21 protein-coding genes and 1 tRNA gene are annotated in these 25,009 nt (G+C 58.3%); 13 read left to right on the top strand and 9 right to left on the bottom strand.

The genetic code is table 11. From position 1 onward, the window contains the following. Positions 1 to 3 precede the first annotated feature (3 nt). From P5540_03260 to P5540_03250, 3 genes are all read left to right on the top strand, one after another. Positions 4 to 801, top strand: a complete 798-nt coding sequence (locus tag P5540_03260) for a zinc-dependent peptidase (protein HRT63819.1) — start codon at positions 4 to 6, stop codon at positions 799 to 801. Positions 802 to 988: 187 nt separating this feature from the next. Next, a complete protein-coding gene (locus P5540_03255) occupies positions 989 to 1,348 on the top strand; it encodes a PilZ domain-containing protein (GenBank protein ID HRT63818.1) in 360 nt (119 codons plus the stop codon). 146 nt (positions 1,349 to 1,494) lie between these two features. Beyond that, positions 1,495 to 1,573 (top strand) — tRNA-Pro (locus tag P5540_03250). Between the two features lie 152 nt (positions 1,574 to 1,725). On the opposite strand, the gene P5540_03245 is transcribed toward P5540_03250, so the two are convergent. From P5540_03245 to P5540_03230, 4 genes are all read right to left on the bottom strand, one after another. After that, positions 1,726 to 2,328 (bottom strand): L-threonylcarbamoyladenylate synthase, encoded by a 603-nt coding sequence (locus P5540_03245; protein ID HRT63817.1) that lies wholly within the window; start codon positions 2,326 to 2,328, stop codon positions 1,726 to 1,728. A gap of 82 nt (positions 2,329 to 2,410) precedes the next feature. After that, positions 2,411 to 3,004: an RdgB/HAM1 family non-canonical purine NTP pyrophosphatase gene (rdgB, locus tag P5540_03240; GenBank protein HRT63816.1), complete on the bottom strand. Its 594-nt coding sequence runs from the start codon at positions 3,002 to 3,004 to the stop codon at positions 2,411 to 2,413. Further along, the gene (gene rph, locus P5540_03235; GenBank protein HRT63815.1) at positions 2,997 to 3,707 is read right to left on the bottom strand and encodes a ribonuclease PH; all 711 of its coding nucleotides are present in this window, start codon (positions 3,705 to 3,707) and stop codon (positions 2,997 to 2,999) included. Before rph ends, rdgB begins: the two co-directional genes overlap by 8 nt. A gap of 850 nt (positions 3,708 to 4,557) precedes the next feature. Then, positions 4,558 to 6,030, bottom strand: a complete 1,473-nt coding sequence (locus P5540_03230) for a S41 family peptidase (GenBank protein ID HRT63814.1) — start codon at positions 6,028 to 6,030, stop codon at positions 4,558 to 4,560. Between the two features lie 173 nt (positions 6,031 to 6,203). Here P5540_03230 and P5540_03225 point away from each other — a divergent pair, with 173 nt between their 5' ends. From P5540_03225 to P5540_03185, 9 genes are all read left to right on the top strand, one after another. After that, a complete protein-coding gene (locus tag P5540_03225; protein HRT63813.1) occupies positions 6,204 to 7,148 on the top strand; it encodes a PHB depolymerase family esterase in 945 nt (314 codons plus the stop codon). 223 nt (positions 7,149 to 7,371) lie between these two features. Next, positions 7,372 to 8,319: an ABC transporter ATP-binding protein gene (locus P5540_03220; protein HRT63812.1), complete on the top strand. Its 948-nt coding sequence runs from the start codon at positions 7,372 to 7,374 to the stop codon at positions 8,317 to 8,319. Beyond that, a complete protein-coding gene (locus tag P5540_03215; protein ID HRT63811.1) occupies positions 8,319 to 9,161 on the top strand; it encodes an ABC transporter permease in 843 nt (280 codons plus the stop codon). The genes P5540_03220 and P5540_03215 overlap by 1 nt, the downstream gene beginning before the upstream one ends. Before the next feature lie 7 nt (positions 9,162 to 9,168). Beyond that, positions 9,169 to 10,626 carry a hypothetical protein gene (locus P5540_03210; protein HRT63810.1) on the top strand — a complete coding sequence of 486 codons (1,458 nt, stop codon included), beginning with the start codon at positions 9,169 to 9,171 and terminating at the stop codon, positions 10,624 to 10,626. Between the two features lie 89 nt (positions 10,627 to 10,715). Continuing rightward, positions 10,716 to 11,384 (top strand): YggS family pyridoxal phosphate-dependent enzyme, encoded by a 669-nt coding sequence (locus tag P5540_03205; protein ID HRT63809.1) that lies wholly within the window; start codon positions 10,716 to 10,718, stop codon positions 11,382 to 11,384. A 74-nt stretch (positions 11,385 to 11,458) separates the two neighbouring features. Then, entirely contained in the window at positions 11,459 to 12,475 is a 1,017-nt protein-coding gene (gene pheS / locus P5540_03200) for a phenylalanine--tRNA ligase subunit alpha (GenBank protein ID HRT63808.1), read from the top strand. An 18-nt stretch (positions 12,476 to 12,493) separates the two neighbouring features. Then, positions 12,494 to 14,890: a phenylalanine--tRNA ligase subunit beta gene (pheT, locus tag P5540_03195; GenBank protein ID HRT63807.1), complete on the top strand. Its 2,397-nt coding sequence runs from the start codon at positions 12,494 to 12,496 to the stop codon at positions 14,888 to 14,890. Between the two features lie 348 nt (positions 14,891 to 15,238). Beyond that, entirely contained in the window at positions 15,239 to 15,535 is a 297-nt protein-coding gene (locus P5540_03190) for a hypothetical protein (protein ID HRT63806.1), read from the top strand. Next, on the top strand, positions 15,532 to 15,858 hold the full coding sequence (locus P5540_03185; protein ID HRT63805.1) for a cell division protein ZapA: 327 nt from the start codon (positions 15,532 to 15,534) through the stop codon (positions 15,856 to 15,858). The genes P5540_03190 and P5540_03185 overlap by 4 nt, the downstream gene beginning before the upstream one ends. Before the next feature lie 31 nt (positions 15,859 to 15,889). Here P5540_03185 and P5540_03180 read toward each other — a convergent pair whose 3' ends face one another. The 3 genes from P5540_03180 to P5540_03170 are packed head-to-tail and all read right to left on the bottom strand — an operon-like array spanning position 15,890 to position 19,314. After that, positions 15,890 to 17,338, bottom strand: coding sequence for a GMC family oxidoreductase (locus tag P5540_03180; GenBank protein ID HRT63804.1), 1,449 nt, complete (start codon positions 17,336 to 17,338; stop codon positions 15,890 to 15,892). Next, positions 17,335 to 18,174: a hypothetical protein gene (locus P5540_03175; protein ID HRT63803.1), complete on the bottom strand. Its 840-nt coding sequence runs from the start codon at positions 18,172 to 18,174 to the stop codon at positions 17,335 to 17,337. Before P5540_03175 ends, P5540_03180 begins: the two co-directional genes overlap by 4 nt. A 45-nt stretch (positions 18,175 to 18,219) precedes the next feature. Continuing rightward, the gene (locus tag P5540_03170) at positions 18,220 to 19,314 is read right to left on the bottom strand and encodes an SDR family oxidoreductase (GenBank protein ID HRT63802.1); all 1,095 of its coding nucleotides are present in this window, start codon (positions 19,312 to 19,314) and stop codon (positions 18,220 to 18,222) included. A gap of 287 nt (positions 19,315 to 19,601) precedes the next feature. Between P5540_03170 and P5540_03165 the strand changes: the two genes are divergently transcribed. Continuing rightward, positions 19,602 to 20,618 (top strand): glycosyltransferase family 9 protein, encoded by a 1,017-nt coding sequence (locus P5540_03165; GenBank protein HRT63801.1) that lies wholly within the window; start codon positions 19,602 to 19,604, stop codon positions 20,616 to 20,618. Between the two features lie 16 nt (positions 20,619 to 20,634). On the opposite strand, the gene P5540_03160 is transcribed toward P5540_03165, so the two are convergent. Both P5540_03160 and P5540_03155 read right to left on the bottom strand, forming a co-directional pair. Continuing rightward, positions 20,635 to 23,721 (bottom strand): efflux RND transporter permease subunit, encoded by a 3,087-nt coding sequence (locus tag P5540_03160; protein HRT63800.1) that lies wholly within the window; start codon positions 23,719 to 23,721, stop codon positions 20,635 to 20,637. Beyond that, positions 23,721 to 24,965, bottom strand: coding sequence for an efflux RND transporter periplasmic adaptor subunit (locus P5540_03155; protein HRT63799.1), 1,245 nt, complete (start codon positions 24,963 to 24,965; stop codon positions 23,721 to 23,723). The genes P5540_03160 and P5540_03155 overlap by 1 nt, the downstream gene beginning before the upstream one ends. Between the last annotated feature and the right edge of the window lie 44 nt (positions 24,966 to 25,009).

Here is a 25,009-nt window from a genome sequence, read left to right as displayed (position 1 = left end):
GCCATGTTCGACCTCTTCGGCAAGAAGCGCCGACGGCGGGAAACGTTGCGCAAACAACCGTTTCCGGCGGCATGGCGCGCAATCCTCGAAGAATCCGTACCCCATTTCAAATACCTTGAACCGGACGACCAGGACGAACTTCAAGGACATATCCAAGTCTTTCTCGATGAGAAAGTTTTCGAGGGGTGCGGCGGTCTCGTAATCACGGACGAAATACGGCTGACCGTCGCCGCGTATGCCTGCCTGATGATCCTGCACCGCGACACGGACTACTACCCGAAACTCGTGACCATCCTGGTGTATCCGTCGGCGTTCGTGGCGGAAAAAACGCAGCAGGGCCCCGGACGCCTGATTATCCACGGCGAAGAAACACGCGTCGGCGAGTCGTGGGATCGCGGCGTGGTCATCCTCGCATGGGACGACGTGCTTGAGAGCCTCGAAACGCCTACCGAAGGCCACAACGTGATCGTCCACGAGTTTGCGCATCAACTCGACCAGGAAAACGGGACCGGCGACGGATATCCCGATCTCGACGACGAGGAGTTGATGGCGGCGTGGCCGGAAGTCTTCCAAGTGGAATACGATCGACTTCTCGAAGACCTCGAAGAAAACCGCGAGACGTTCTTCGAACCTTACGCCGCCGAGAGTCCCGCCGAGTTCTTCGCGATCGCCGTCGAGTACTTCTTCGTCGTTCCGCAGGACCTCGAAGAAGCGCACCCGGAACTGTACGAAGCGCTCATGCAGTACTTTCAGCAGGATCCGGCCTCCTACTGGAATCCATGGGAAGAAGAGGCGTGCTGAGGGACGCCCCAATTCATGGATAAAACGAATTTCCACTCTCCCTTGGCCCCGAGTCCAATTTGTCCCATGATTCAACCCATTTTGAATCTATTCGGCCATTGCATTCCGACGCAATCTTAGGTAGTATGGAAATCGGCGCAGTGGTTATCATTGTATAATTGGCGGTACGAAAGAAAAGGAACAAGCCATGATGCATTCCGGAGAGGAACGCCGAAGATATCAGCGAAGCAAACGGGGGTTTCCGGCCTTTGTGGATGAATCCGGCCCCGGCGTCCTGAACCATATTGACAACGTCAGCGCCAACGGCGTGCTGTGCCACACGGTGAAACCCGTGCCGCTCATGACCAAACTCGGCATCGTACTCGAGTTGCCGAAGCCCCAGGAACGTCGTGTCGAATGCGAAGGCATCATCGTGCGATGCGAACCCCACGAACAAGGCGACGACCATTTCAAAGTGGCCATCCTATTTTCCCGAATTTCCGACGAAGACCGGCAAGCCATCATCGAATTCGTCGAACACGATCTTTCCCAGCCGGAAACGGACTGATACGGGGCCACAAGCCAAGCCGGCCGGCGAAATATCACCATGGCAAATAAGCAGATAACTATTCTTATTGAAACGAATGCGGCGGATGGGCCACGCCCGGCCGTTTGCAAACCGCGCGCCATTCTGATACCCTTCACCTCATCGGTCGGGGCGTAGCGCAGTCCGGTTTAGCGCACTAGACTGGGGGTCTAGGGGTCGCTGGTTCAAATCCAGTCGCCCCGACCATTTAACATACTGAGCGCCAGCAGCTTATAAAAATAGCCGACGGCGCTTTTCCTTTCTTGATTCTTTTGGGGATTTTTGGGTGAGCCATCGTCCTTTATTTCCGAGGGACAAGGGGAATATCGGAGGCATTTCTACTGAATCTATTGGGAACGTCAGGGGAAAAGCGTGGTCCATAACGTTTGCCCTGAAATGGCGCCTTCGCGGAGGATCCGGCGTTCGTCGGGATCGTAGACGGTGGAAGGCGGGCTGAACGGGAGGAGTCCGCCGTCAATGGCGATCGCGATGCCGGACATGTCCATTTCGTCGATCGATCGCGCAGGTTCGCCCCCGCTGGGATTGGCGGAAGTCGAGGTGACGGCGTGGCCGGTGTATTCGCACAATGTTCGCGCAATCGGGCATGAGGTTTCGCGCACGCAGACCTTTTCGGCGCCTGCCGTGATGCCGGGCGCCAGCCATGCGGCCTTGGGAAGCAGCAAGGAAAGCGGTCCCGGCCAGAATGCGCGGATGCAGGCTTCGGCTTCGGGAGAAACGGCGGACACCACGCCGGCCAACTGGGCTGCATTTGCCACGATCAACAAAACCGGCTTTCCGCGATCGCGTTCCTTGATGTCGAAAAGACGCGCCACGGCTTCTTCCGAGAAAGGATCCGCCGCCAGGCCATAGACGGTTTCCGTCGGATACGCGACAATTTCACCCGCGCGAACGGCCTGTGCGGCTTCGCGAATTCCGTCAGGCGTCGGCGGCACAATTTTCATGACAAGCCCCCCACGCCCTGTTCGTGTTCATGTTCATGCGCGAGCACGCGGGCGGGATGGCCGATTTTGTGTTCAGCGGCGCTCACAGCGACTCCAGGTAGTCGCGCAGTTTGCGAAAGGCTTTGCCGCGATGGCTTACAGCCATTTTTTCGCGGGGCGACAATTCGGCAAACGTCAGCGAGTGGCCACGGGGAACGAATAAGGGATCGTATCCGAATCCGTCGTGACCGCGCGGCGCGAACAGGATATGGCCTTCGGTCACTCCCATCTCGATATGGGGCGGCCCGTCCGGTCGGGCAAACGCCGCGCAACAGACGAAGCGCGCGGTGCGTTCGGCTTCGGGGACGTTCGCAAGGGCGGCCAAGAGTTTGACGTTTCGATCCGCGTCGGTTGCGCCGTCGCCGGCATATCGGGCGGAATGGACGCCCGGCCCGCCGTCAAGCGCGTCCACAACCAGCCCGGAATCGTCCGCCACGGCGGGCATCCCAAAACAGCCGCTGAAATACAGGGCCTTTTTGATGGCGTTGGCTTCAAAGGTATCGCCGTCTTCAATCGGGTCATCCACGGGAGGCAGGTCGCCCAGCCCCTTGAGGTTCCACGGCAGACCCTCAAGCAAAAGGGCCAATTCGCGGACCTTGCCGGGATTTCGCGTTCCCACGACGAGCGTTTCAGGCACGGCGCAGCGCCTCCTGCTGCAGGCGGGTCAGCCGGCGGCACGCCTTCGCGGCCACGTCCATCATGCGATCCATGTCTTCGCGCGTGAACGCCTTGCCCTCGGCGCATCCCTGCACCTCTATCAACTGGCCGTTACCGCGCATGACGACATTCATGTCCACCCCGGCCCGGACGTCTTCCTCGTAGGAAAGATCGCACATGACCTTGCCGTCCACGATTCCGACGCTGACCGCCGCGCATGAATCGTACAGGGGAAGCGAGTCCAATTTCCCCGAATCCACGAGGGTTTGCAGGGCATCGTGCAGCGCGATGTACGCGCCCGTTATCGCCGCGGTTCGCGTCCCGCCGTCGGCCTGGATCACGTCGCAATCGAGGATAATCTGCCGTTCGCCCAACGCCGCGCGATCCACCACGTTGCGCAGCGACCGTCCAATCAACCGACTGATTTCCTGCGCGCGGCCTTTTTTGTTGTTGTCGCGGACCGTCCGCTGATCGGTCGAACGAGGCAGCATGCCGTATTCGGCGGTTACCCAGCCAAGACCCTTGTCGCGCAGAAACGGCGGCAGCGTCCAGTCCACTGTCGCGGTGCACAACACCCGGGTTTCGCCAAACGAAATCAGCACGGAACCCTCGGCATATTTCGTGTAATGGCGGACAATCCCGACCGGGCGCATCTGATCGTTCCGGCGATTGTCGGACCGCATGGAATTCTCCCTTTTTATTACCTTGTTACTGTTTTATCCTTAAAAATGATTCTTCGCGACTTGGCAGCATGTAATAGCGTATCGGGAAAGCGCGTAGGACAGGCTGGACAGCCTGTCCCGCAGTGCGAAATTCTGTTGCCTTGGACAGGCTGGACAGGACGTTTATACATTTTCAGATCGGTCGAATGAGACGGTGTTCGAAACGAAGTCCCGGAGGGACGCCTTGAAAATAGCCCAGGACGCCAGTCCTGGGATCTCGCGACGGTGTCGGGGAAGTCCCGGAGGGACGTTTGAAGCCGCTCGTTCCGTTCCCTATGCATCGCTCGCCGCATTCGATCCCGTGCCGTTTTACCTTTGGTCGAAAACACACAATGGTCAAATAGGCTTGCATGGGTATGCGCCATCATGCTTTCTTTTACGCGCTCCGTTTCACACGTCCCTACGGGACTGTTTTTTGACTTTCTTCCGGATCCCAAGAGTTCCTCCTGGGCTACAGTCAAACCGTCCCTACGGGACTAAGGCGTCGTCAATCAACAAACTTTACATTTCGCTCTTTGGAGTGCGCCGTCTGATCGGCGCTTTGGCTGGAATTGGACGGTCTGCCCGGCACTCAATCCAAAGCGCCGAACAGACGGCTCACTCCAAAACCTACTCCACTATTGTACAGTCTATTTGCTGACGCCTCCTAACCTGCCCTTCGCACGACCCCATGCGAGGGGTGTCCTCATCGGTTATGCATAAAGTCCATCGGACTAAAATGTACAAAATCCTGGGACAGGCTGGACAGTCTATCCTGCATTCCATGCCCAAGGCGCTTGGGGGCGATCCAGGATTATTTTGTACAGCATCGCTATTTCTTTTCCGGCGCGGGCGGATTTTCGGGACTCACCACGACAGCCGCGTCATCTTTGTCGGCATGAGGTCCCTGTTGCAAAATCCGATCCGCCGGCGCGGCGACCTGCGTCTCGTGCGTGTCCTTGTGATACTTTTTGATGAGGTTGTCGAAGACTGGATCTTCCTGAAGGATTTCAACAGCCCGCTGGAGTTGCTTGTCTTCGGCGGTTTTTTCGGACGCCTCGTTGCCCGTTATCGTTCCATGGTTCTGCTGGTTGAGCATGGAGGCATCGGTCTTGACCGATTCGAACATCTGTTCGACCAGCGCCCGCTGTTCTTCTTTCGAGAAGGGCACCTCGACATCGGGTTTGATGCCTTCGCTGTCAATGGTGACCTCCGCCGGCGTGTAATAGAGAGCGGTTGTCAAGCGCAGCGCGGTATTGGGCGGCCTCGACAGGGGGATAATTGTCTGCACGCTGCCCTTGCCGTAAGTCTTCACGCCCACCACGATGGCCCGCGAATAGAACTGCAGTGCGCCGGTCACGATTTCCGAGCAACTGGCCGTTTCCTCGTTGACCAACACGACAATCGGCAGTCCCAACGGCACAAGCGGATCTTTTTCCGTGTAGAGTTTCATGTTTTCGGTAAGCGATGAACGCCCCGTTTTGCGGCCCTGTGTATACGTCACCAGCGAATTTTTGGGAAGAAAGAGTTCGCATACATCCTTGGAAGCCGGCAACAGGCCGCCCGGATTCCAGCGAAGATCGAGGATCAATCCCTTCATGTTCTTTTCCAGGAAACCCGAAATGCGCTTCGACAAATCCTTGGCGGTCGTGTCCTTGAAATCACTCACCCGGACATAGGCAAAACCGCTCGGAAGCAGTCGCGCTTCCTTGATGCTTTCAATGGGGATATTGCCGCGTTTAATCGTATAATCAATGATTTGGGGTTCCGCGTTCTCGCGTTTGCGCGCCACCGTGATGCGCACAACCGAATCACGCGGTCCGCGGATGCGCTTCGCCACTTCCTCCAGCGCCATGCCGGCCGTGGAAACGCCGTCAACCTTGTAAATGATGTCGCCCGACAGAATACCGGCCTTGGCGGCCGGTGAATCGGCCAACGGCTGGTATACGATGATATTTTTGTCGTCGTCGAACCGGATTGAAACGCCGATGCCCTCGAATTCGCCTCGGGTTTCCTCCCGCATAATCTTGAATGCGTCTTCCGAAATGAACGAGCTATGCCGGTCGAGCGCGTTCAGCATGCCGACCAACGCGCCTTCGACCACCTTGTCAATATCGGGCGGGCGCACGTATTCGTCGAGGATGATGCCCAGAACGTCGCCGATGGGCTGAATCTTGGCGAAAACGTCCACATCCTTGCCTTGGGCCGATATCCGCGCCACGAACCCGTTCGTCAGAACGAGCGTGGCGACAATCAGAAACGCCAAGAGCGCAATAAATTCCGATTTGCTTTGCCGGTGCTGCATGCGATCCTCCAGCGGCGCCCGTGGCGCCTCCTATCGGGAATATACCAGAATTTTCCCGGCGTTGCGAAACCGCCGGGAAATGAAATGCGAATCGGCGCCCGGAATCCAAAGAAACATTTCGGGGCGGGCCGGGTATTTATTGAAGAGAAGCCCAAACTCCGGAGACGTTGTCAATGAAACGTGCGGTGTGGATGGTTCAATGGATGATTGTGGCGGCGCTGGGTGTGGCATGCGCGGGCGCCGACCTTGCCTGTATCGCGCCACAACCCGTGGCCATTTCCTTTGAATTCGATGGATTGCAGCGCACCTATCGCGTGCACCAGTCGGCCTTGTATGACGGCAGTGTTCCCTTTCCCCTTCTTGTGCTGTTGCATGGAATGGACCAGACGGGCGACGATATGATCCCGCTGACGAACATGAATGCCCATGCCGACCAAATTGGTTTCAACGTGGTATATCCGGACGCCTACAAGGGCAACTGGAACGACGGGCGCAACGTGGCGGGAATCGCCGCGTACGACACCCATGTGGACGATGTCGGTTTTATCCAAGCCGTTCTCGATCGCGTGTCGTCGTCCCTGTATGTGGACGACAGCCGCGTGTACGTGGCGGGCATGTCCAACGGCGCGATGATGGCGCACCGGCTCGTTTGCGAGGCGCCGGAACGCTTTGCGGCCGCGGCCATGGTGGCCGGGGCGCTTCCCGCGAATCTGGCGTCCACCTGCTACCCCGCGCTGCCGGTCCCGATAATCGCTTTCAACGGGAAAAACGACGGGATTGTGCCGTGGACCGGCGGCACGATTGAGATGAACGGCCGCAACCTCGGCGAAACGCTGTCCGTGCCGGCGACGATTGCCCGCTGCGTCGCCAACAACCGCTGCAATCCGACCGCGCAGATTGTCGCAATGCCCGACGCGTCGCCGACGGACGGCACGCGGGTCTACCGTGAAACCTATACGCCGCAAACCGGGGGCGCGGACGTGGTCTTTTATCGTATCGAAGGCGGCGGGCATACATGGCCGGGCGGCGCTTTTTACCAGTTGCTCATGGGAACGATTTCCTACGACATTGACGCCAGCGCCCTGATTGCCCGGTTTTGCCTCGACCATACGCGCTGAGGTATTGGAGCGCATCCGGTTCTACCGCACTTCTTACAGGGCCGCGCGCGCCGACACGACCTTGAAACCCCGCCAGATTCTCAAACAGTGCCCCGATTTCAACGCCTTTTCCTGCAATTGAACGCGGCGCGGTTGTCTGCTATCATTTTGCCACTGTTGCCATTGGGAAACCGAACACTTTCCGGCAAGACGTTCATGTGGCCGGGACGAAAGGCTCAAGTCCGTGTCCGTAGTGATTCAAACACAGAATCTGACGAAAATCTACGAAGCAGCCTTGCGCGGCCAGGACGTTCATGCGCTGAACAACCTGAATCTCACCATTCATTCAGGCGAGATTTTCGGATACCTCGGCCCGAATGGATCCGGAAAAACCACGACAATCAAGTTGCTGCTGGGCCTCATTTTTCCGACTTCAGGCGACATGGAAATCCTTGGCAGCAAGGATATCGGATCCGCCGAGGTCCGCCGCCAGATCGGCTATTTGCCCGAAGGGGCCTATTACCCCGACTTTCTCAAGGGCGAGGAGGTGCTCAAATTCTATGGGCATCTCTACGGTCTTCGCGGCGCGGATTTGCGCCGGCGCATTGACGAAACGCTTGAGATTGTGGGCATGTCGCGCGCGCGCAAACGGCTCATTCGCGGCTATTCGAAGGGGATGCGGCAGCGCATCGGACTGGCGCAGGCCCTCCTGAGCGATCCGCAAATTCTCATTCTGGACGAACCGACAACGGGGCTCGATCCGATCGCCCGAAAGGAAATTCGCGATATTCTCGCCAATCTCCGCGACAAGGGCAAGACGCTTTTGATTTCTTCGCACGAACTTTTGGAAGTCGAATTGATCAGCGACCGGGTCGGCATCCTTTATGAAGGCGTCCTGCAAACCCTGGGAACGCTGGACGAACTCCTGGTCAACCGCGAAGTGGTAGTTCAGGTGGATGGCGCCACCCCGGAAACGATTGAACTCTTCCGCGGCAAGGGGTTGGAAGTCGAAGATGTCGTTGAAAACCGCGCCGCGCTTCGCGTGCCGGATGCCATGTCGGTCTATCAGGCATTGGAGGTGTGCCGGAGCACCGGCGTTACGCTTCAGGCGATTGCGCCGAGGCGGGAAACGCTGGAAGAACTGTTCGTCCGCGTGGTCGGCGGCGCCAAGAACACGAAGAGAGGTTCGTGATGGGCAAAGCAATCGAGTATATGAGAGGTCCGTGGACCATCGCCGTTTATACCTGGCGCGAAGGCATGCGCAAGAAAACGCTGATCGGGTTCCTTATCCTGAGCATCATGGTCATCGTCGGTTCGAGTTTCATGACGGCGTTTCTTACGCAGACCGCCATCGGCGACGCCCAGACGGACGTCGAGGCGAAACTGGTCAAGGACATCTGCGTGACCGCCATCGCGATCTTTGGCGTGCTGATTACGATATTCATCAGCGCCTCGGTCGTGCCTTCCGAAGTCGAAAACAAGGTCATTTACACGGTGCTGTCGAAACCCGTCCGGCGCTTTCAATATCTGCTGGGCAAATTCATCGGCGTGCAATTGATCGTCATCATCAATCTATTGTTGATGGGCGCGCTGTTTTTCATCGCGTTGTACATGCGCCAGCGCATCATGCCGACCCTGCTGCTATGGTCCGTGTTCCTGACCTATTTCCAATTCCTGATCGTGTCCGCGTTCACCTTTGCGGTGTCCTGCACTGCCACGTCCGCGGTCCTGCCGACCATCGCGGGGCTTTTTATTTACATCACGGGCAATCTGACGGAATATCTGAAGGACGTTTATGTGCGGGCCGGGCAGACCGGCGAATATTTCGACGCGCTGATTGGCAAGCTTGCCTACGGGCTGTATCAGGTTTTACCCAACCTGCAAAATTTCAGTCTCAAGGATCAGATCCTCTATTTGCAGCCCAACGATCCACCCCGGGACCTCATGATTGCCAATCTGGTCGTCTATGGACTTGTCTATGCCGTTGCCGGCTTCCTGATTGCCCAGTGGGTCTTCCGCCGGAAGGAATTTTAATCGTTACATGAAGAAGACCTCGAACATCCCCCTTGCGATCCTGATCGCAATCATGCTTGCGCTCGGCGCTTACCAGGGCCGGCGCGTCGGTTTTCTGCGCGAATCCGAGATGTTCTACCGCTGGATTCTCGCGGAAGCAACGCAACTGCGCATGTTTGCCAAGACAGGCGAAACGGACCCCGAAGCCGCGCGTATGAAGGATCGCGAACTGTTCGACCGCGTTCAGCAGGCCGTCGAACCGCACATCACGACGCCCTTGGAAACCGTGGACGAAAAGGGCAATGCAATTTCCCGGCTGGTCGCCCTCACAAAAGACGAAACCAACGATCGCATCGTCTGGGATCTGGCGCGAAGCCCCGTGCTGGACGCCGAACGGAGGGATTTCCTCGCCTTCCTGCGCGAGGGCAAACTCATGGGAGTGTCGTCCGAATTCGACCCGAACCAGATTTATTCCGGCGAGGGTGGCAATGTCGGTTTGAGCAACATCTTCTTCGGTTTCCGTAAGGTCGCGGCAAATTTCGTGTGGCTTCAGGTGGACAAATATTGGCACCAGGGCCTCATGCACCGCATGATTCCGCTCATGCAGACCTGCGTGAAACTGGATCCGACCTTTGTAGACGCCTATCTGCTGGGTTCGTGGCATCTGGCCTACAACGCCACGGCCAAAATGCCCGACACGCCTGAACCGCTCAAGAAGTTCAACCCGAAATACGGCGTCCGGCTTGGCGAAAAAGAAACCTATTACTATCTCGCGATCGATTTTTTAAAGGACGGCATTCGCAAAAATCCCCGTAACTACAAACTCTATTTCGATCTGGGTTTCTCGATTTACAAGGAAAAACTTAAGGATTACGCCAATGCGGTCAAATACCTCTCGGAAGCCATCCGCCACCGGCACGACCGCTGGGTGCCCCGGCAGTTGTACATCTGCTTCGAATTGAACGGGCAATACGAGGAGGCCAAGGCCGGTTGGACCGATTACCTGAACAAGAATCTCGGCAACGTAACCGAGGAACCGAAAGCGCGGCGGTTCATCGCACGAAACGACGGCCTTATTCGGGAACGGAATGCCGAAAAAGCCTTGGAACGGGCGAACGCACTGAAGGATTCGGATCCGGCGCAGGCTGAAGCGGCGCGCCATGAAGCCGAACGCCTGCGGGCCGAGGCCATGGATATTTGGAAAGAAATGACTGAAGGTCCCGACGAACCGGACAGTTTTGCCCTGGGCCGCATCATGCGTATGGAGGCCATAAAACTCATCGAGGAAGAACGTTACCTCGAGGCCATCGCCGTCCTCCAGAATGCATGGTCTAAAAGCGCCCCGTTTGCCGAGGAAGCGCTCAAGATGATTATTGACGTAAAACTCAAGGCGGGCATACCGTTGTCGTTGTCCGAAAAGAAGGCGGTTCTTCGGCGCGAAGAAGCCGAGAAATACCGGAACGCGCCCGTCGAACAGCCGAAGTAGTCTTTGCGAGGATGCCGCCCATGGGAAACCGAGTTCCCGTCCGCCCCACACGCGGGAAATAACCTTTTTTCTTTGGGAAGCACGTTTGGATGGACGTTTTGCACGACCGCATTCGCATGAACCTTGCGGCGATTCAGAAACGAATCACCGAGGCGGCGAATCGTGCGCAACGCCCGCCGGACAGCATTCGGCTTATTGCTGTGACGAAGACTGTATCATTGGCCGAGGTGCGCATATTGCTCGATTTGGGTATCCGGGATTTCGGCGAAAACCGCGTCGAGGATGCGCGCGGGAAAATCGAGGCGGCAGCGGCGCCGGCAACATGGCACATGATTGGAAGCGTGCAGCGCCGAAAGACGCGCGATGTGGTGGCCTTGTTCGATTGCGTGGACTCGGTGGATCGTCTCGAATTGGCCGAAGCGTTGGATCAGCGGGCCGGAGAGGCCGGGAAAATCATGCCTGTACTCGTGGAAGTCAACGTGTCGGGCGAGGAAACAAAGCACGGCTTCACCCCGGAAACGATTGAATCCGCCTTGCACCGCATGGCGCAATTGCGGTATATCCAAGTTCAGGGACTTATGACCATGGCGCCCTTGGTGGACAATCCGGAAATCGTGCGGCCGGTATTTGCCCGTTTGCGCGAGTTGGCGGACCGCTTCGGTTTGCCGGAACGCTCCATGGGGATGTCGAACGATTTTGAGGTGGCCGTTGAAGAAGGGGCCACCCAAGTACGAATTGGAACGGCCCTGTTCGTTTAGTCTTGCGAGGCAATGTCCGCATTATCCAGGATAACGGGTGTTTTTTTTACAAAGTTGATGGGTAAGGGCTTTTCATGAAAGCAAAATTGGAACAAATTGCACGGGAGGCGCTTGAATCCGCCGCAAACGCCGCATCATTGCAGGCCATCGAGGAATTACGCGTCAAGTACCTTGGACGAAAGGGACTCGTGACGGAAGCGCTGCGGGGACTGGCGCAAGTGCCCGCCGAAGAACGTCCGGCCATGGGACAGGCCGCCAATGAGGCCAAGCGTGTCATCGGGGAGGCCATCGAAAAACGGGCCGCTGAAATCGCCGCCATCGAAGCGGATCGCAAGGCCAAGTCAAACCGGGTGGACCTGTCGCTGCCGGGACGCCGTCCACCGCGTGGTCACATGCATGTGATCCCCAGGGTAACCGAAGAGATTCTCCGCATTTTCCAAGACATGGGTTTTCAGGTGGCCACCGGTCCGGACATCGAAACCGAGTATTATAATTTCGATTGTTTGAACACGCCGGCGGATCATCCGGCCCGCGACTCGCACGACACGTTCTTCGTGTCGCCGGGCGTCGTATTGCGCACGCACACCTCCCCGGTCCAGATGCGCGTCATGGAACGCACTCAACCGCCCGTGGCCATTGTCGCCCCGGGCCGGGTTTACCGGGTGGACTACGATGCGAGCCATAGCCCCATGTTCTTCCAACTGGAGGGACTGCTCGTGGACAGGGGCATCACCTTCGCCGACCTGAAGGGCACGTTGATGCACTTTATCCACTCCTTCTTCTCGCGCGACACGAAGGTCCGGTTCCGCCCGCACTTCTTCCCCTTCACCGAACCGTCGGCGGAAGTGGACATCTCATGCACCGTATGCAAGGGCGCCGGATGCCGCGTCTGCAAAAACAGCGGCTGGCTGGAAATCCTCGGATGCGGCATGGTTCATCCCGAAGTGTTCCGCCACGCGAAATACGACTATGAACAATACACGGGCTATGCCTTCGGTTTGGGCGTGGACCGCATCGCGATGCTGAAACACGCGATTGACAGCATCGGACTTATCTACGAAAACGACTTGCGCTTCTGTGAACAGTTCTAACAAAACGGAGAATGTTTCATGCGGGTGTCCCTGAATTGGCTGCGTGAATATGTTGACCTCCCCGTCGGTCCCGACGAATTGGCCGAACGTCTGACCATGCTCGGCATCGAAATCGAGGCCGTTGAACGTCCCGGCGCGGGGATGAAGAACATCTTCACGGGCCGCATCCTGAGCATTGATCCGCATCCGAATGCGGATAAATTAGTGGTATGCAAGACGGACATCGGGCGTTCCGAACCGTTGCAGATCGTATGCGGCGCAAAAAACATGAAAGCGGGGGATATTGTCCCCACAGCCGTCGTCGGCGCGGTCTTGGCCGAAAGTTTCGAGATTGGCGCGCGCAAGATGCGCGGTGTCGAATCGCAGGGCATGATGTGCTCGGCCCGCGAACTCGGACTCGGCGAGGATCATACCGGTCTAATGATTCTTCCCCCGGACACGGCGGTTGGAGAGGATGCCATACCGCTTCTTGGGTTGGATGACGTCATTTTCGAGATAGAAGTAACGCCCAACCGGGGCGATTGGGCCTGCATGATCGGCGTGGCCCGCGAATTGGCGGCGTACTATGGCCTCGAACTGCGCATTCCCACCCTGCAATTCATTGAATCCGCGGAAGAAGTCTCGTCATTGTCTTCGGTGACCATCCAAGATCCGGACCTGTGTCCGCGGTACTTAGGACGTGTCCTGATGGACGTGCAGGTCGGGCCGTCGCCACAGTGGATGTGCCGGCGATTGATCGCGGCGGGCCAGCGCCCCATTAGCAACATTGTGGACATTACGAATTATGTCCTGATGGAAACCGGCCATCCCCTCCATGCGTTCGATTATGCGCTGCTGCGGGAGAACCGCATCGTGGTGCGCCGGGCAAAGCCTGGAGAAACAATGGTCAGCATTGACGGCGAGGAACGGAAACTCGGCGGCGACATGCTGATCATCGCCGATGCGGAAGTCCCGGTGGCCGTCGCGGGGATCATGGGCGGGAAGGACAGCGAAGTGAACGACGGCACGCGCGCCATCTTTCTCGAAAGCGCGGTGTTCAATCCCTCGTCCATTCGCAAGACCGCGCGAACGCTTGGCATGCAAACCGAGGCCTCGATGCGTTTCCAGCGTGGCGCGGATTTCGACATGGCCTATTATGCGTGTAATCGGGCGGCTATGCTCATGCAGCAACTGGCGGGCGCCCGAATCGCCCGGAATGTACTGGACGAAAACCCGATCAAGCCGTCCCCGAAGCATATTACTCTCCGTTACAGCCGTTCCAACGCCCTGCTGGGGACACCGGTGGAACCCGAATCGCAACGAGGCATCATCGAACGCCTCGGATTTGCAATTGTCGCGTCCGATGACGTTTCCTGCACCGTAAAAGTTCCATCATGGCGGCACGACGCCTCGCAGGAGGCGGATCTCATCGAGGAAATCGCGCGGTTCCATGGTTATGACCGGATAGCCGCCACATTGCCCTTCATCCGCCAGAGCGGGGAAGTCTTTGCACCGGGCGAAAACATCATACGCGACCTCCGGCGCTATCTGACCGGATTGGGTCTGACCGAGTTCTTCAACTGGACCTTCAGTTGTGCGGACGATGTGTCAAAAAGTGGATTGGACGAATCGTTCCAGGAAATGGTCGTCCTCCAAAACCCGTTGTCGGAAAAACTCGCCACCATGCGCAGTTCGCTGATTCCCGGCCTGTTCAACACCGTTTCCCGGAATGTTCGCCATGGCAATCCGGACATCATGGCCTTCGAAATCGGCCCCGTTTACCGTCCTAGGCCCGGCCAGCCCCTGCCGAAACAGGAGATGCGCGCGGGCATCGTCCTATGCGGAAAAAACGGACCGAAGCAATGGAGTCGCCCCCAATTGGCGCTCGATTTCCACGATCTCAAGGGATACACGGAAGCCGTTTTGGATTATTTTGCGACAAAGGCGGTCTTTGAAGACGACACATTCGGACCTTTCCAGCCGGGGCAGTGCGGCAAAGTTGTCGTAAACGGCAAGACAATCGGCCGGTTGGGCGAGGTCCGGGAGGCAATCCTAAAAACGTACGACATTGATCAACCTGTTTTTGTCTGCGAACTGGATCTCGAAACTCTAATCAGCACGCCCATCCCGATCAAACGGTTTGAACCCATTCCGTCCTTCCCGCCGTCACGTCGTGATCTGGCGGTTTTGGTGGACATGGAGGTCCCGGCGGGGGCGCTGCGCGACGCGGCACTGGAAACGGGGGGCAAATGGCTGGTCTCCGTCGAGATTTTCGACGTCTACGCCGGCAAACAGGTGCCCGACGGCAAAAAAAGCGTGGCCTTGAGCCTCGTGTTTCAATCCAATGAAAAAACCTTGACCGATGCCGAAACACAAAAGGCATGGGACCGCATTTTGAAACGGTTACAGACGGGATTTGCCGCGGAGTTGCGTTAGCCGATGGGTAAGCCTGCATTGTCATGGGGTTTGGTGTTTAGGGAATGGAGCATCAATGCGGACAAGATGCCCTTTCTGATCCTTTCCGTACTTTTTGTGATCGTACTCGTAATCGAAATAATGAATTACGAATATTTTCAATCATTTTCCAGAGAATACAATAGAACGCTTTTTCACCCCCACCGGGGCGCCCCACGGGCTCATGACAATTCGTAATCAAGAACAGAACCTGGGACAGAGAAATTTCATGCCATCTCGCGTTTTCGAGTGCAAGCACGAGTACGAGTACGCGCACGAAAGCCCCGTTTGCCACCCCGAAACCCGAAATCCGAAGCCCGAATCCCGCCAATGAATCCGTTGCTCGCCCAACAAATCAAGCAAATCCTCCGGGACATCAAGGATCTCAAGACCGATTTGCATGAAACACAACGGCAACTGAAAAAAATCACGGCCGCGCGCGACGAGATGCAAACACGCCTTTGGTCGCAATCCAAGGAACTCGCCGTATTCAAGGAACGCATGGATGAGTATGCCACACTAAAATTGGAGAATGATCGCCACAAGGCCATGCAGGAAGAGATTGAGCAACGCCTCGCCAAAATCCTGGAATACACCGAAGCCCTGACGGCGGAGATTCGCGCATGAAACCGGAGACCGTTGAAGTCGTCGTGGGCCGCATGCGTCTTAACGTTCCGGTTTTCACCGACGAGGAGACCACCCTACGCATTGCCGAACAGGTCAATGCCCGTCTTGAAGAAATCGAGAAAAAAAGTCCCCGCGTGGATAGTCTGCTGACAGCCCTGTCCGCGGCAATGTCCTTTGCGTGCGAACTCGAAAACGAACGGATCCAAGCCGAGAAAGCGATCAAACAGGCCGAGGAAGATTACGAGGCCCAACAGCGCGAGTTCTTTCACGCCCTCAATCGCATCGCCCATGCGCTCCGGGAAGAATCCGGCGACGAAACGTAAACCCGAAACGTGTCCGCCATCCCGTTCCGAATTATGCGCGCAATCGTGCAGCCAGACGGCGCGCGGCGCGAAGCGCAAGGCCCATGATGGTAATTTGCGGATTGACGCCCAGCGAACCGGGCACCACCGAGCCGTCCATAATGTAGAGATTGGGAACGTCGTGGGCGGCCAAGTCGAAATCAACGACCGAATCGGCGGGCGATGAACCCATGCGGCACGTGCCGAGCGGGTGAAACGCCATCATTTCGAGATAGGACGGTTTCACGGGCGCGGACTCGAACGCCTTGAGATCGCCGGGCGATTCAAGGGACATCATGGGAAGGAAATTGGTGAAGACCCTTTTGGCTCCGGCGGCAAAAAAGATTTCGGCCAGCCGCGCAATGCCGAACCGCATCGTTTCCGCGTCGCGCCGGCTTGTCTGATACAGCACAATAAAGGGCAGGCCGAAGCGCCCCCGCAACACGCGGCCCGACGCCGTATCGGCAACCATCACGCCGAATCCGGACAGGCGCCGGTAATCGGCCGCGAGATTCTTGAGGGCATGGCCCGCGCCGGGCGCGCCGGCAATCATGAGGCCGGGCGGTGTAAAAATGCCTTCCAGCATGATGCCGCGATCGGCCCAGCGGTCAACATAGGCTCCTTGGGGCAACCCCTTGAACCCGTCCACGATTTCGTCCATCTCGGCCAATACCCGGGTTGCTGGATGCACATGCAAGCCGCGTCCCACGCGTTCCGATGAGTTGGCCACATCGTTCCGCAACAGAAACGCCGGGGTCTGAAACGCGCCCATCGCAAGCACGATGACGTCCGCTCGAATCTCAAATCGCCCCTCCGGGCCTTGGCCGGCCACTCCCACCGCCTTCCCGTCATTCATCAGAAGCCGGTCCACCCGGCGCCCTGCTAGAAGCCGGGCGCCCGCCCCCAGCGCTCGCGGAATAAAATTCTTTTCCATACTCTGCTTGGCGCCTTCGGGACAACCGTACTGGCACTGGCCGCGCCCCTTGCAGTCGCGAATATTGTGTCGCAACGGCTTCAGTTCGACGCCGAGGGCGTCACATCCGCGCTTGAGGATACGGCCGTTTCCGCCCAGGATTTCCGTGTCCACGGTCGTTACGGAAATGCTCTCCTCAATGTCCGAAAAAAACGGTTCCAGTTCCTCGTAAGAAGGCCCCCCCCACGCCGCAACCCGGTCGCGCGGCGGACGAAAACAGGTCGAACTATTGATAATGGTCGAACCGCCCACGGCCTTTCCGATGGGCATGGGAATGAACGGGCGCCCAAGCGCCACGGTCATCGCGGCGTCGGCGTACATGTTCGTGAGACCGTCGAGGACTCCTTGGTGCCCGGCGGTGCCGTGGACGCCGCCCTGTTCGACAAGAATGGTGTCAATGCCGGCTTCGGCCAGCGTGGCGCCGGCCACGGCCCCGCCCGCACCCGTTCCAATAACGGCCGCTTTGCAATAATAGGTCATGGTCTTCATGGGCGTACCCTCGCAGCGGGATCGTATCCCACGGCATCCATGGCCTCAGGTTGTTCGAAGAAAGGCACCAGGATCAGCACTTTGGCAATTATGACGCATGTGCGCAGCATCACACTGCGCCGCGCCTCGAGGCGCATCAGCCATTCGGCGCGCCGATCCGCGGATAAAGAGACCAAGCGGCGTCCGAACGCCGGAACCGGCGTCCAGTTGAGGAAATGGAGCGACAGGCGCATGGCCAGCAACGTTGGCACATCCATCACCGCCAGCATCCGGGTTGTGCCGTCGAGGCTCGCTTCCCGAACGTCCGCGAATCCCAAGTCGAACCGGCCGCCCCGTGGCATAAAAGCTTCTCCAAGGGCCGCAAGGATGCGATCCTCGCCGCGCGTTAGATTTCGTTCCCCCCCGGCGGCGGCATACCACAATAGCGCCGTGACCAGAAAGATCGGGCCGTCCGTAAGAAATCCCACCATGTAGGCCAGATGGCCGTGCCGTATGAAAAAGACGGTGTAACACGCGGTCGAGCAGGTCTTCGAGAGAAGCAGGATCGGAATCATGTTCCCATGACGGCGCGGGTCGCGGTACGCCTGCACGGAAATCCACGTTAACATTGCCATCATGGAAACCGACAAGATCCGCCAGAACGCGCCTTCGGGCGCATCGGTGGGCATCGGGTACAGCGGCAAGGGCAGCGTGTACCGGCTGATCGCGTTGATAACTCCGGGAATGGATGCGCCAATCACCAGAAAAGCGGCCGCGCCCAGCGCGTACATCCCGGCGCTAATCAACATCCACCCGCGGAAAACACGTTCCGCGGGCGTCCACACATTCTTCGCCATGGCATCCTCCCCGCACGTCCGGCATTTCTTCTCGCGACCGGGCGTCTATTTCCACCAGTTTTCCCGGCGCACATTCGCGTCGTGATAATGTTCGCGGAAGTACCGAATCATGACATCCACATACGAAGACACCGGCGGGCAACTTATGCCCAGACGCGCCAGCGCCGCCGTGCTCTTTTCCAGATTGTAGTCAATCGGCTGTCCCGCGTAGAGAAACGCCGTCCACGGGATACCGGTCAGTATCTCGAACAATTTCGTGCGCGCTATGGGCGCCATCAAACGCGGGGACACGTGGAACAAGGGCCGGCGTTTCGGCCACCGGTCGCAGATCAAATCCAAAAAGTCGTTATACGTGATCGGATTCGGATCCATCAGCGAATAGACCGTTCCCGGAGGCGCGTCCCCCTTTTCAAAAAGCGCGAAAAATCCGTCCGTCACAAAGTCCACCGGCGCAATGTGGCATTTGGTCGGGCCGGAATCCGGCACCATCCAGTGCAGCCCGCGCGCGACCGTGATCATCGCGTAGTACGGCCCGTCAATCTTTTCGATATATCCTGTCTTCGAGTCGCCCACGACCACCGACGGCCGCATGACCACTGCGGGAACCTTGTCCATCCAACGTTCGCGCACGAGTTTCTCGCTGAGGAATTTCGTTTCCTCGTAATAGTTCTTGAACTTTTGCCCTTTGTCGAAATCATCCTCCGAAAACGCCCCCACGTGCGTCCCCGCGACAGCCAGCGTGCTCGTGTGGGCGAGTTTTTTAAACGGCCCTATCGTTTCCAGGAAATCGAGCAGGTTTTTCGTGCCGTCCACATTGATGCGCATGGCGACGTCCCGTGTTACGGAGAGGTTGTACAGCGCGGCCAAATGGATGGCATGCGTAACGCGCCCGCGGAGTTCATCCTGCAGGGCCGGGTCGAGGCCAAGCCCCGGTTTTGTGATGTCGCCGTCAATGACCCGCGCCGCCGCGCGACGTTTCGGATCCTTGACCGTTGCATCCAAATGCGCCTTAAGTCTGTTGAGAAACGGCCCCTGTTCAAGCAGATAAAGATCGTAATCCGTCTCGTCGAGATAATGGCGCAGGATATAGCGCCCCAGGAAACCGCCCGCGCCCGTAAACAACACGACTTTGTCCGGCATGGCCCACCCTCCGCGTTTGTCCGTTTACCGGACCCATTGTACACCAATGCAAAGGACGGCTGTCCACATCGCGTCATCGGCCGAAAAAATGCCCCCTACAGGCTCCGGGCCGCACACAAGGAACGCGGGAAGGATGCCGCGTCCATGGTAGAAGCGGCATCTTGGTCGGCTTTCAGATATCTTGCCCGCCCAAACCCGTCATTAGACGCGGATAGCGGACCGGTTTCCTCTCATTCCCTAAATCCTGCTATCCTGTGGCGCATTGGATAGGTCTGATACGAGGCGAAATGGCTGTGTTATCCGAAAAATCCGTCCTTGCGATCGTGCCGAACTGGCTGGGCGACGTGGCGATGTGCACGCCCGCGCTTCGGGCTATGCACCGGCGTTTCGGCGCTTTCACGGTCGCGGGTGTTCCGTCGGCGTGCGATTTGCTCGAAGGGCTTCCGTGGTTTCGCCGGATTGTTCCCTTTCCGGCGCACGCCCCGCTGTCCGCGCTGGTGCGCACCGCGATCAAGTTGCGGCCCTTTGCCCGCGATTTGACGGTGGTGTTTCCGCATTCATTTCGCGCGGCCCTGCTTGCGCGGCTCACGGGATCGCGCCGCCGCGTGGGGTATGCCTGCAACGGACGGACCGTCTTGCTCACGCGAGCGGTCGCGTTTCCGCGCGAAGAGGGCAAACGGGTTCCCATCTATACAGCGGAGGAATACCTTCGCCTCGTCGCAAAGATCGGATGCGAAGACGATAAAGGCGGACTTGAACTGCATGCGGATCCCGTGGAAGCCGGGCGAATCCGATCGCTGTTCCAGGGGGGCGGACCGCGCATTGGCATTGCGCCCGGCGCGGCCTTCGGCCCAAGCAAACGCTGGCCCGTCGAACGGTTTGCGGCGGTGGCGGACGCGCTTTACAACGACGTGTCCGCCGAATGCCTGTTGCTGACCGGCCCGGGTGAAGACGCACTCAGGCGGCAGTTTCTCGAGGCCGCAAAAAATCCCGTCGTTCAACTCGATGGCCAAGGATCGGTCGGGCGTCTCAAGGCCGCGATCTCGCAACTCGATCTCCTCATCGGCAACGACAGCGGGCCGCGCCATGTCGCCATCGCCTTCCATGTGCCCGTACTCTGCATCATGGGACCCACTTCACCCCTTTATACCCACAGCCCATACGAACGCGGTCGCGTCGTCCGGGTGGATGTAGACTGCGGCCCGTGCCAGAAACCCGTCTGCGAAACCGATCACCGGTGCATGACCCGTATCACTGTGGAGACCGTCGTCGAAACCGCGAAAGACATTCTTGCAATTCGGTAATACAAGAACATCCGCCTTATGAAAGGGCCTTTTCCGGTTTATTGCGCGAAAGCCGCCGGCGCACAGCTTCCATGTAAAGATACACGGCGGGGGTGATATAGAGCGTAAGCATCTGGGAAACGATCAATCCGCCGACAACGGCGAGTCCGAGCGGACGGCGCGATTCGGATCCGGCGCCCATACCGAGCGCAATCGGCAAGGTGCCCATCAGGGCGGCCATGGTCGTCATCATGATGGGTCGGAACCGCGTGAGGCAGGCGTGATAGATGGCGTCATGCGCGCTGACGTTGGGGTCTTTTTGCGCCTCGATGGCAAAGTCCACCATCATGATGGCGTTTTTCTTCACAATGCCGATAAGCATGATCACGCCGACGAGGGAGAAAATATTGAGTTCCGCGCCGAACAACAACAGGGTGGCAAGCGCGCCGACGCCGGCGGCGGGCAATCCGGAAAGAATCGTGAGGGGATGGATGAAACTTTCGTACAGGATGCCGAGGACGATGTAGATGGCGACAATGGCGGCGATCACCAGAACCCCCATGCCGGCCATCGAAGAACGAAACGCCTGCGCCGTGCCCTGGAAACTGGTTGTAATGGAGTCCGGCAGCACTTGCCGGGCAACGTCATTGACCTTGTCAACGGCTTCGCCCAAGGAAAATCCGGGCTGGAGGTTGAAGGATAGGGTGGCGGATGGAAGCTGGCCGAGGTGGGTAACGATAAGGGGTCCCACGGATGGGCGAAGCGACGCAATCGTGTTGACGGGAACAAGGCGACCCGTATTGGAACGGACATAAAGCATCGAAAGCGCATGGGGATCAAGCCGGTATTCGGGCTTGAGTTCGACGACAACGCGATATTGGTTGTTGGGCGCGAAGATAGTGGATATCTGTCGCGAACCGTACGCCGCATACAATGCGTTTTCAATTTGTGCGGCGGTAATGCCGAGCGCCGAGGCCTTGTCGCGATCAATTTCGATTTCAAGTTCCGGATTGGACAGTTGCAGATCCGTGGTTACGTCCTGTAGGCCGGGAATATCGCGCACCCGGGCTTCCAGCATGGGCGCAAAGCGGTAAAGTTCGTCCGTGTCGGGCGATTGCAGCGTGAATTGGTAAAGGCTTTTTGTCGCCTGGCCGCCGATGGTGATGCTGGGGCGATTCTGCATGAAGGCGCGAATGCCGGGCTCCTGCGCGAGTTTGATGCGCATTCGCTGGATAAAATCGTCCACGGAATCCCGTTCGTGGCGAGGTTTCAAGCGCATGAACATCCGGCCCGAATTGTTGCCTTGCGTCATGCCGCCGCCCCCGACGGACGACATGAAACCGGCCACGGCCGGATCCTGCGCGACGATTTCGGCAAGGGCCGTCTGGTGACGCCGCATGTCCGTGAAGGAAATCCCTTGGGGACCCTCGGTGGAACACACCACTTGCCCGGTGTCTTCGGCTGGAATGAAGCCTTTCGGCAGAACGCGAAACAGGTAAAGGGTTCCCGCGAGCAACGGGATGAGCGTAAGGACCGTAATCAGGCGATGGCGGATGGCGATCCGAAGGCTCCAGTCGTACACCGCCAACATGCCGTTGAACATCTTTTCGAGCACGTTGTACAGCAGGCCGTGCGAGGCGTTGGCGCTTGGCCGAAGAAAACGGCTGCACAACATCGGCGTCTGCGTCAGCGAGATGAATCCGGAAATGAGAATGGCGACGCTGATGGTCACGGCGAACTCATTGAGGAGGCGTCCGATGAGTCCGCCCATGAACAGGACCGGAATGAAAACGGCCGTCAGCGAGAGAGTCATCGAAAGAATCGTAAACCCGATTTCGCCCGAACCGCGATAGGAGGCCTCCCGGGGCGTTTCGCCTTTTTCCATGTGCCGGACGATGTTTTCGATCATGACGATCGCATCGTCCACGACGAACCCCACGCTGAGCGTCAGCGCCATGAGCGAAAGGTTGTCCACGCTGTAGTCGAGCAGGCGCATGACGGCAAACGTGCCCACGAGCGAGAGAATCAGTGCGAGGCTCGGAATGACGGTCGCCGTGATATTGCGCAGAAACAAAAAAATGACCAGTATGACGAGCGCAATCGCCAGCACAAGGGTGAATTTGACGTCGTTCACCGATTCGCGAATGGACTCGGACCGGTCGAAAAGGATCTCCATTTTCACGGACGCCGGGATCTGCCGGCGAAACGCGGGCAGCAGTTTTTTGATGGCGTCCACGACGGCAATGGTATTTGTGCCGGGCTGTCTTTGGATGGCAAGGACGATGCCCCGCTCGTTGTTGTACCATGCTGCGATACGGTCGTTTTCAACGCTATCCACCGCCGTGCCGATGTCTTCCAGGCGCACAGGCGCGCCGTTTCGCCATGCCACAATCAAGGGCAGATAGGACTTCGCATCCAACAACTGGCCATTGGCCTGTAAAACAAAGGCCTTTGCGTCACCCTGCAAATCCCCCAACGGGGTATTCACATTTCCGGTTTGAATCGCGGTCACGACCTCATCAATGCCGATTTTGCGCGCGGCCATCGCCTCTGGATCGAGATGGACCCGAACCGCGTATTTCTGGGAGCCGAACACCTGCACTTGCGCGACGCCGCTGACCATCGAAATACGCTGCGCGATGGTGGTGTCGGCCCACTCGTTGACTTCGGACAGCGGCAGAACCGGGCTGCTCAACGCGAGATAGAGGATGGGTTGGTCGGCGGGATTGGACTTGCGGAACGACGGCGGCTGGGGCATGTCGCGCGGCAGGTCGCGTCCAGCGGCCGAGATGGCCGACTGCACGTCGAGGGCCGCATCGTCAATGTTTCGTTCGAGGCTGAACTGGAGCGCGATCTGCGTGGAACCGAGCGCGCTGATCGAATTCATCGAGTCAAGGCCGGCAATGGTCGAGAATTGCCGTTCGAGTGGCGTGGCGACGGACGACGCCATGGTTTCAGGGCTCGCCCCCGGCAAACTGGCGGACACGGTCAGCGTGGGAAAGTCCACATTGGGAAGATCATTGACGGGCAACGCGCGATACCCAAGCACACCGGCCAGGAATATGGCCAACATCACCAGGGTTGTCATGACGGGCCGTCGAATGAACAACGCGGAAAAGTGCATTACCGCTTTTCTCCCGCGGGCGGCTTTTCATCCGCGACGACGGCCGTGGCGCCCGGCATCAGTTTGAGATGGCCGTCGGTAACGACCGTTTCTTTTTCCGCGACGCCTTCCGTGATGATTGTTACATCCTCATGACTTTCTCCCGTGGTCACAGGACGCAATTCGATGGTCTTGTCATCTTTCAGCACATACACATACGTGCCCTGCTGGCCCGTCTGTACGGCGCGCGACGGAACGACGACGGCCTTTTCGCGGGCGCCGACCCTCAGGAAGACCCGAACAAACTGTCCCGGCCACAACAACCCGTCTTCATTGGGAAACACGGCCTTGAACCGTATCGTGCCCGTGCTCTGGTCTACCTCGTTGTCCACAAACGTCAACGATCCTTCGGCAACGCTCCCCTCCCCGCCTTGGGGCCGGGCCGTGACGTCAAGGGGGCCTTGCGCCATGGCGGCCCGGACCGCGCCCAAATGGCGTTCAGGCAAGGTAAACGACACATGAATGGGCGCGATTTGGTTGACGACGACCATCGGCGCCGCGTCGTTGGCTTTCACAAGGTTGCCCGCATGAATCAACAGGCTGCCGGTCCGGCCGCCAATCGGCGAACGAATGGTACAGTAGCCGAGTTTGAGCGTTGCGTCTTCAATGGCCACCTTGGCGGCGCGAACGCTCTCCTCGGCGGATTTGATGGCGGCCTCGGATGCGGCCACAACGGCCTTCGACGCCTCCGCAGCGGCGCGGACCTTGTCGAATTCCTCCTTTGACACCATGCCTTTCGGCAACAACGGCTTGTTTCGCTCGAATTCGGCCTGGGCGTTTTCGGCTTGCGCCTTGTCACGGGCCCACTGGGCACGGGCCTGATCAGCCATGGCGATCATCTTGGCCAGATTGGCCTCGGCTTGGGCAAGCGCCACTTGGTAGGGACGCGGATCAATCGAGAACAGTATCTGATCCTTTTCAACAAGGTCGCCCTCCGTAAAATGAACCTCCGTCAATTCCCCTCCAACCTGCGCGCGAACTTGAATCGTCGTTATGGGGACGACGGTTCCAATGCCGTTCAATAGAATGGGAACGGATTGAATGCGAGCCATGGCCACTTTGACTAGGGCGGGCGGCTTGGCGGCCTGCTTTGGATCGCCTGAACCGCCAGGAGACGGCTTGCATCCAAGCCCGGCCACGACACAGGCCACGACTATCGCCGCCGTTGCGGGCGCCCGCCGTACCGCTGTTATCTTTCGTCTCATTCGCTTTACTCCATGCGGCCGGAACGAAACGGCCGGATATCCGT

This window comes from Candidatus Hydrogenedentota bacterium, from assembly GCA_035450225.1.
GTDB lineage: Bacteria > Hydrogenedentota > Hydrogenedentia > Hydrogenedentales > SLHB01 > DSVR01.
The sequence above is the reverse complement of the archived record's forward strand: the minus strand, read 5'-3'. Positions and strand labels throughout refer to the sequence as shown.

Excerpts from the sequence above, each read along its gene's own strand:
- P5540_03245 (HRT63817.1), bottom strand. The coding sequence starts at position 2,328 with ATGAAAATTGTGCCGCCGACGCCTGACGGAATTCGCGAAGCCGCACAG.
- P5540_03205 (HRT63809.1), top strand. The coding sequence starts at position 10,716 with ATGGACGTTTTGCACGACCGCATTCGCATGAACCTTGCGGCGATTCAG.
- P5540_03175 (HRT63803.1), bottom strand. The coding sequence starts at position 18,174 with ATGGCGAAGAATGTGTGGACGCCCGCGGAACGTGTTTTCCGCGGGTGG.
- P5540_03230 (HRT63814.1), bottom strand. The coding sequence starts at position 6,030 with ATGCAGCACCGGCAAAGCAAATCGGAATTTATTGCGCTCTTGGCGTTT.
- P5540_03255 (HRT63818.1), top strand. The coding sequence starts at position 989 with ATGATGCATTCCGGAGAGGAACGCCGAAGATATCAGCGAAGCAAACGG.
- pheT (HRT63807.1), top strand. The coding sequence starts at position 12,494 with ATGCGGGTGTCCCTGAATTGGCTGCGTGAATATGTTGACCTCCCCGTC.
- P5540_03215 (HRT63811.1), top strand. The coding sequence starts at position 8,319 with ATGGGCAAAGCAATCGAGTATATGAGAGGTCCGTGGACCATCGCCGTT.
- P5540_03190 (HRT63806.1), top strand. The coding sequence starts at position 15,239 with ATGAATCCGTTGCTCGCCCAACAAATCAAGCAAATCCTCCGGGACATC.
- P5540_03210 (HRT63810.1), top strand. The coding sequence starts at position 9,169 with ATGAAGAAGACCTCGAACATCCCCCTTGCGATCCTGATCGCAATCATG.
- P5540_03260 (HRT63819.1), top strand. The coding sequence starts at position 4 with ATGTTCGACCTCTTCGGCAAGAAGCGCCGACGGCGGGAAACGTTGCGC.
- P5540_03155 (HRT63799.1), bottom strand. The coding sequence starts at position 24,965 with ATGAGACGAAAGATAACAGCGGTACGGCGGGCGCCCGCAACGGCGGCG.
- P5540_03225 (HRT63813.1), top strand. The coding sequence starts at position 6,204 with ATGAAACGTGCGGTGTGGATGGTTCAATGGATGATTGTGGCGGCGCTG.
- P5540_03185 (HRT63805.1), top strand. The coding sequence starts at position 15,532 with ATGAAACCGGAGACCGTTGAAGTCGTCGTGGGCCGCATGCGTCTTAAC.
- P5540_03160 (HRT63800.1), bottom strand. The coding sequence starts at position 23,721 with ATGCACTTTTCCGCGTTGTTCATTCGACGGCCCGTCATGACAACCCTG.
- P5540_03165 (HRT63801.1), top strand. The coding sequence starts at position 19,602 with ATGGCTGTGTTATCCGAAAAATCCGTCCTTGCGATCGTGCCGAACTGG.
- rph (HRT63815.1), bottom strand. The coding sequence starts at position 3,707 with ATGCGGTCCGACAATCGCCGGAACGATCAGATGCGCCCGGTCGGGATT.
- pheS (HRT63808.1), top strand. The coding sequence starts at position 11,459 with ATGAAAGCAAAATTGGAACAAATTGCACGGGAGGCGCTTGAATCCGCC.
- P5540_03170 (HRT63802.1), bottom strand. The coding sequence starts at position 19,314 with ATGCCGGACAAAGTCGTGTTGTTTACGGGCGCGGGCGGTTTCCTGGGG.
- P5540_03180 (HRT63804.1), bottom strand. The coding sequence starts at position 17,338 with ATGAAGACCATGACCTATTATTGCAAAGCGGCCGTTATTGGAACGGGT.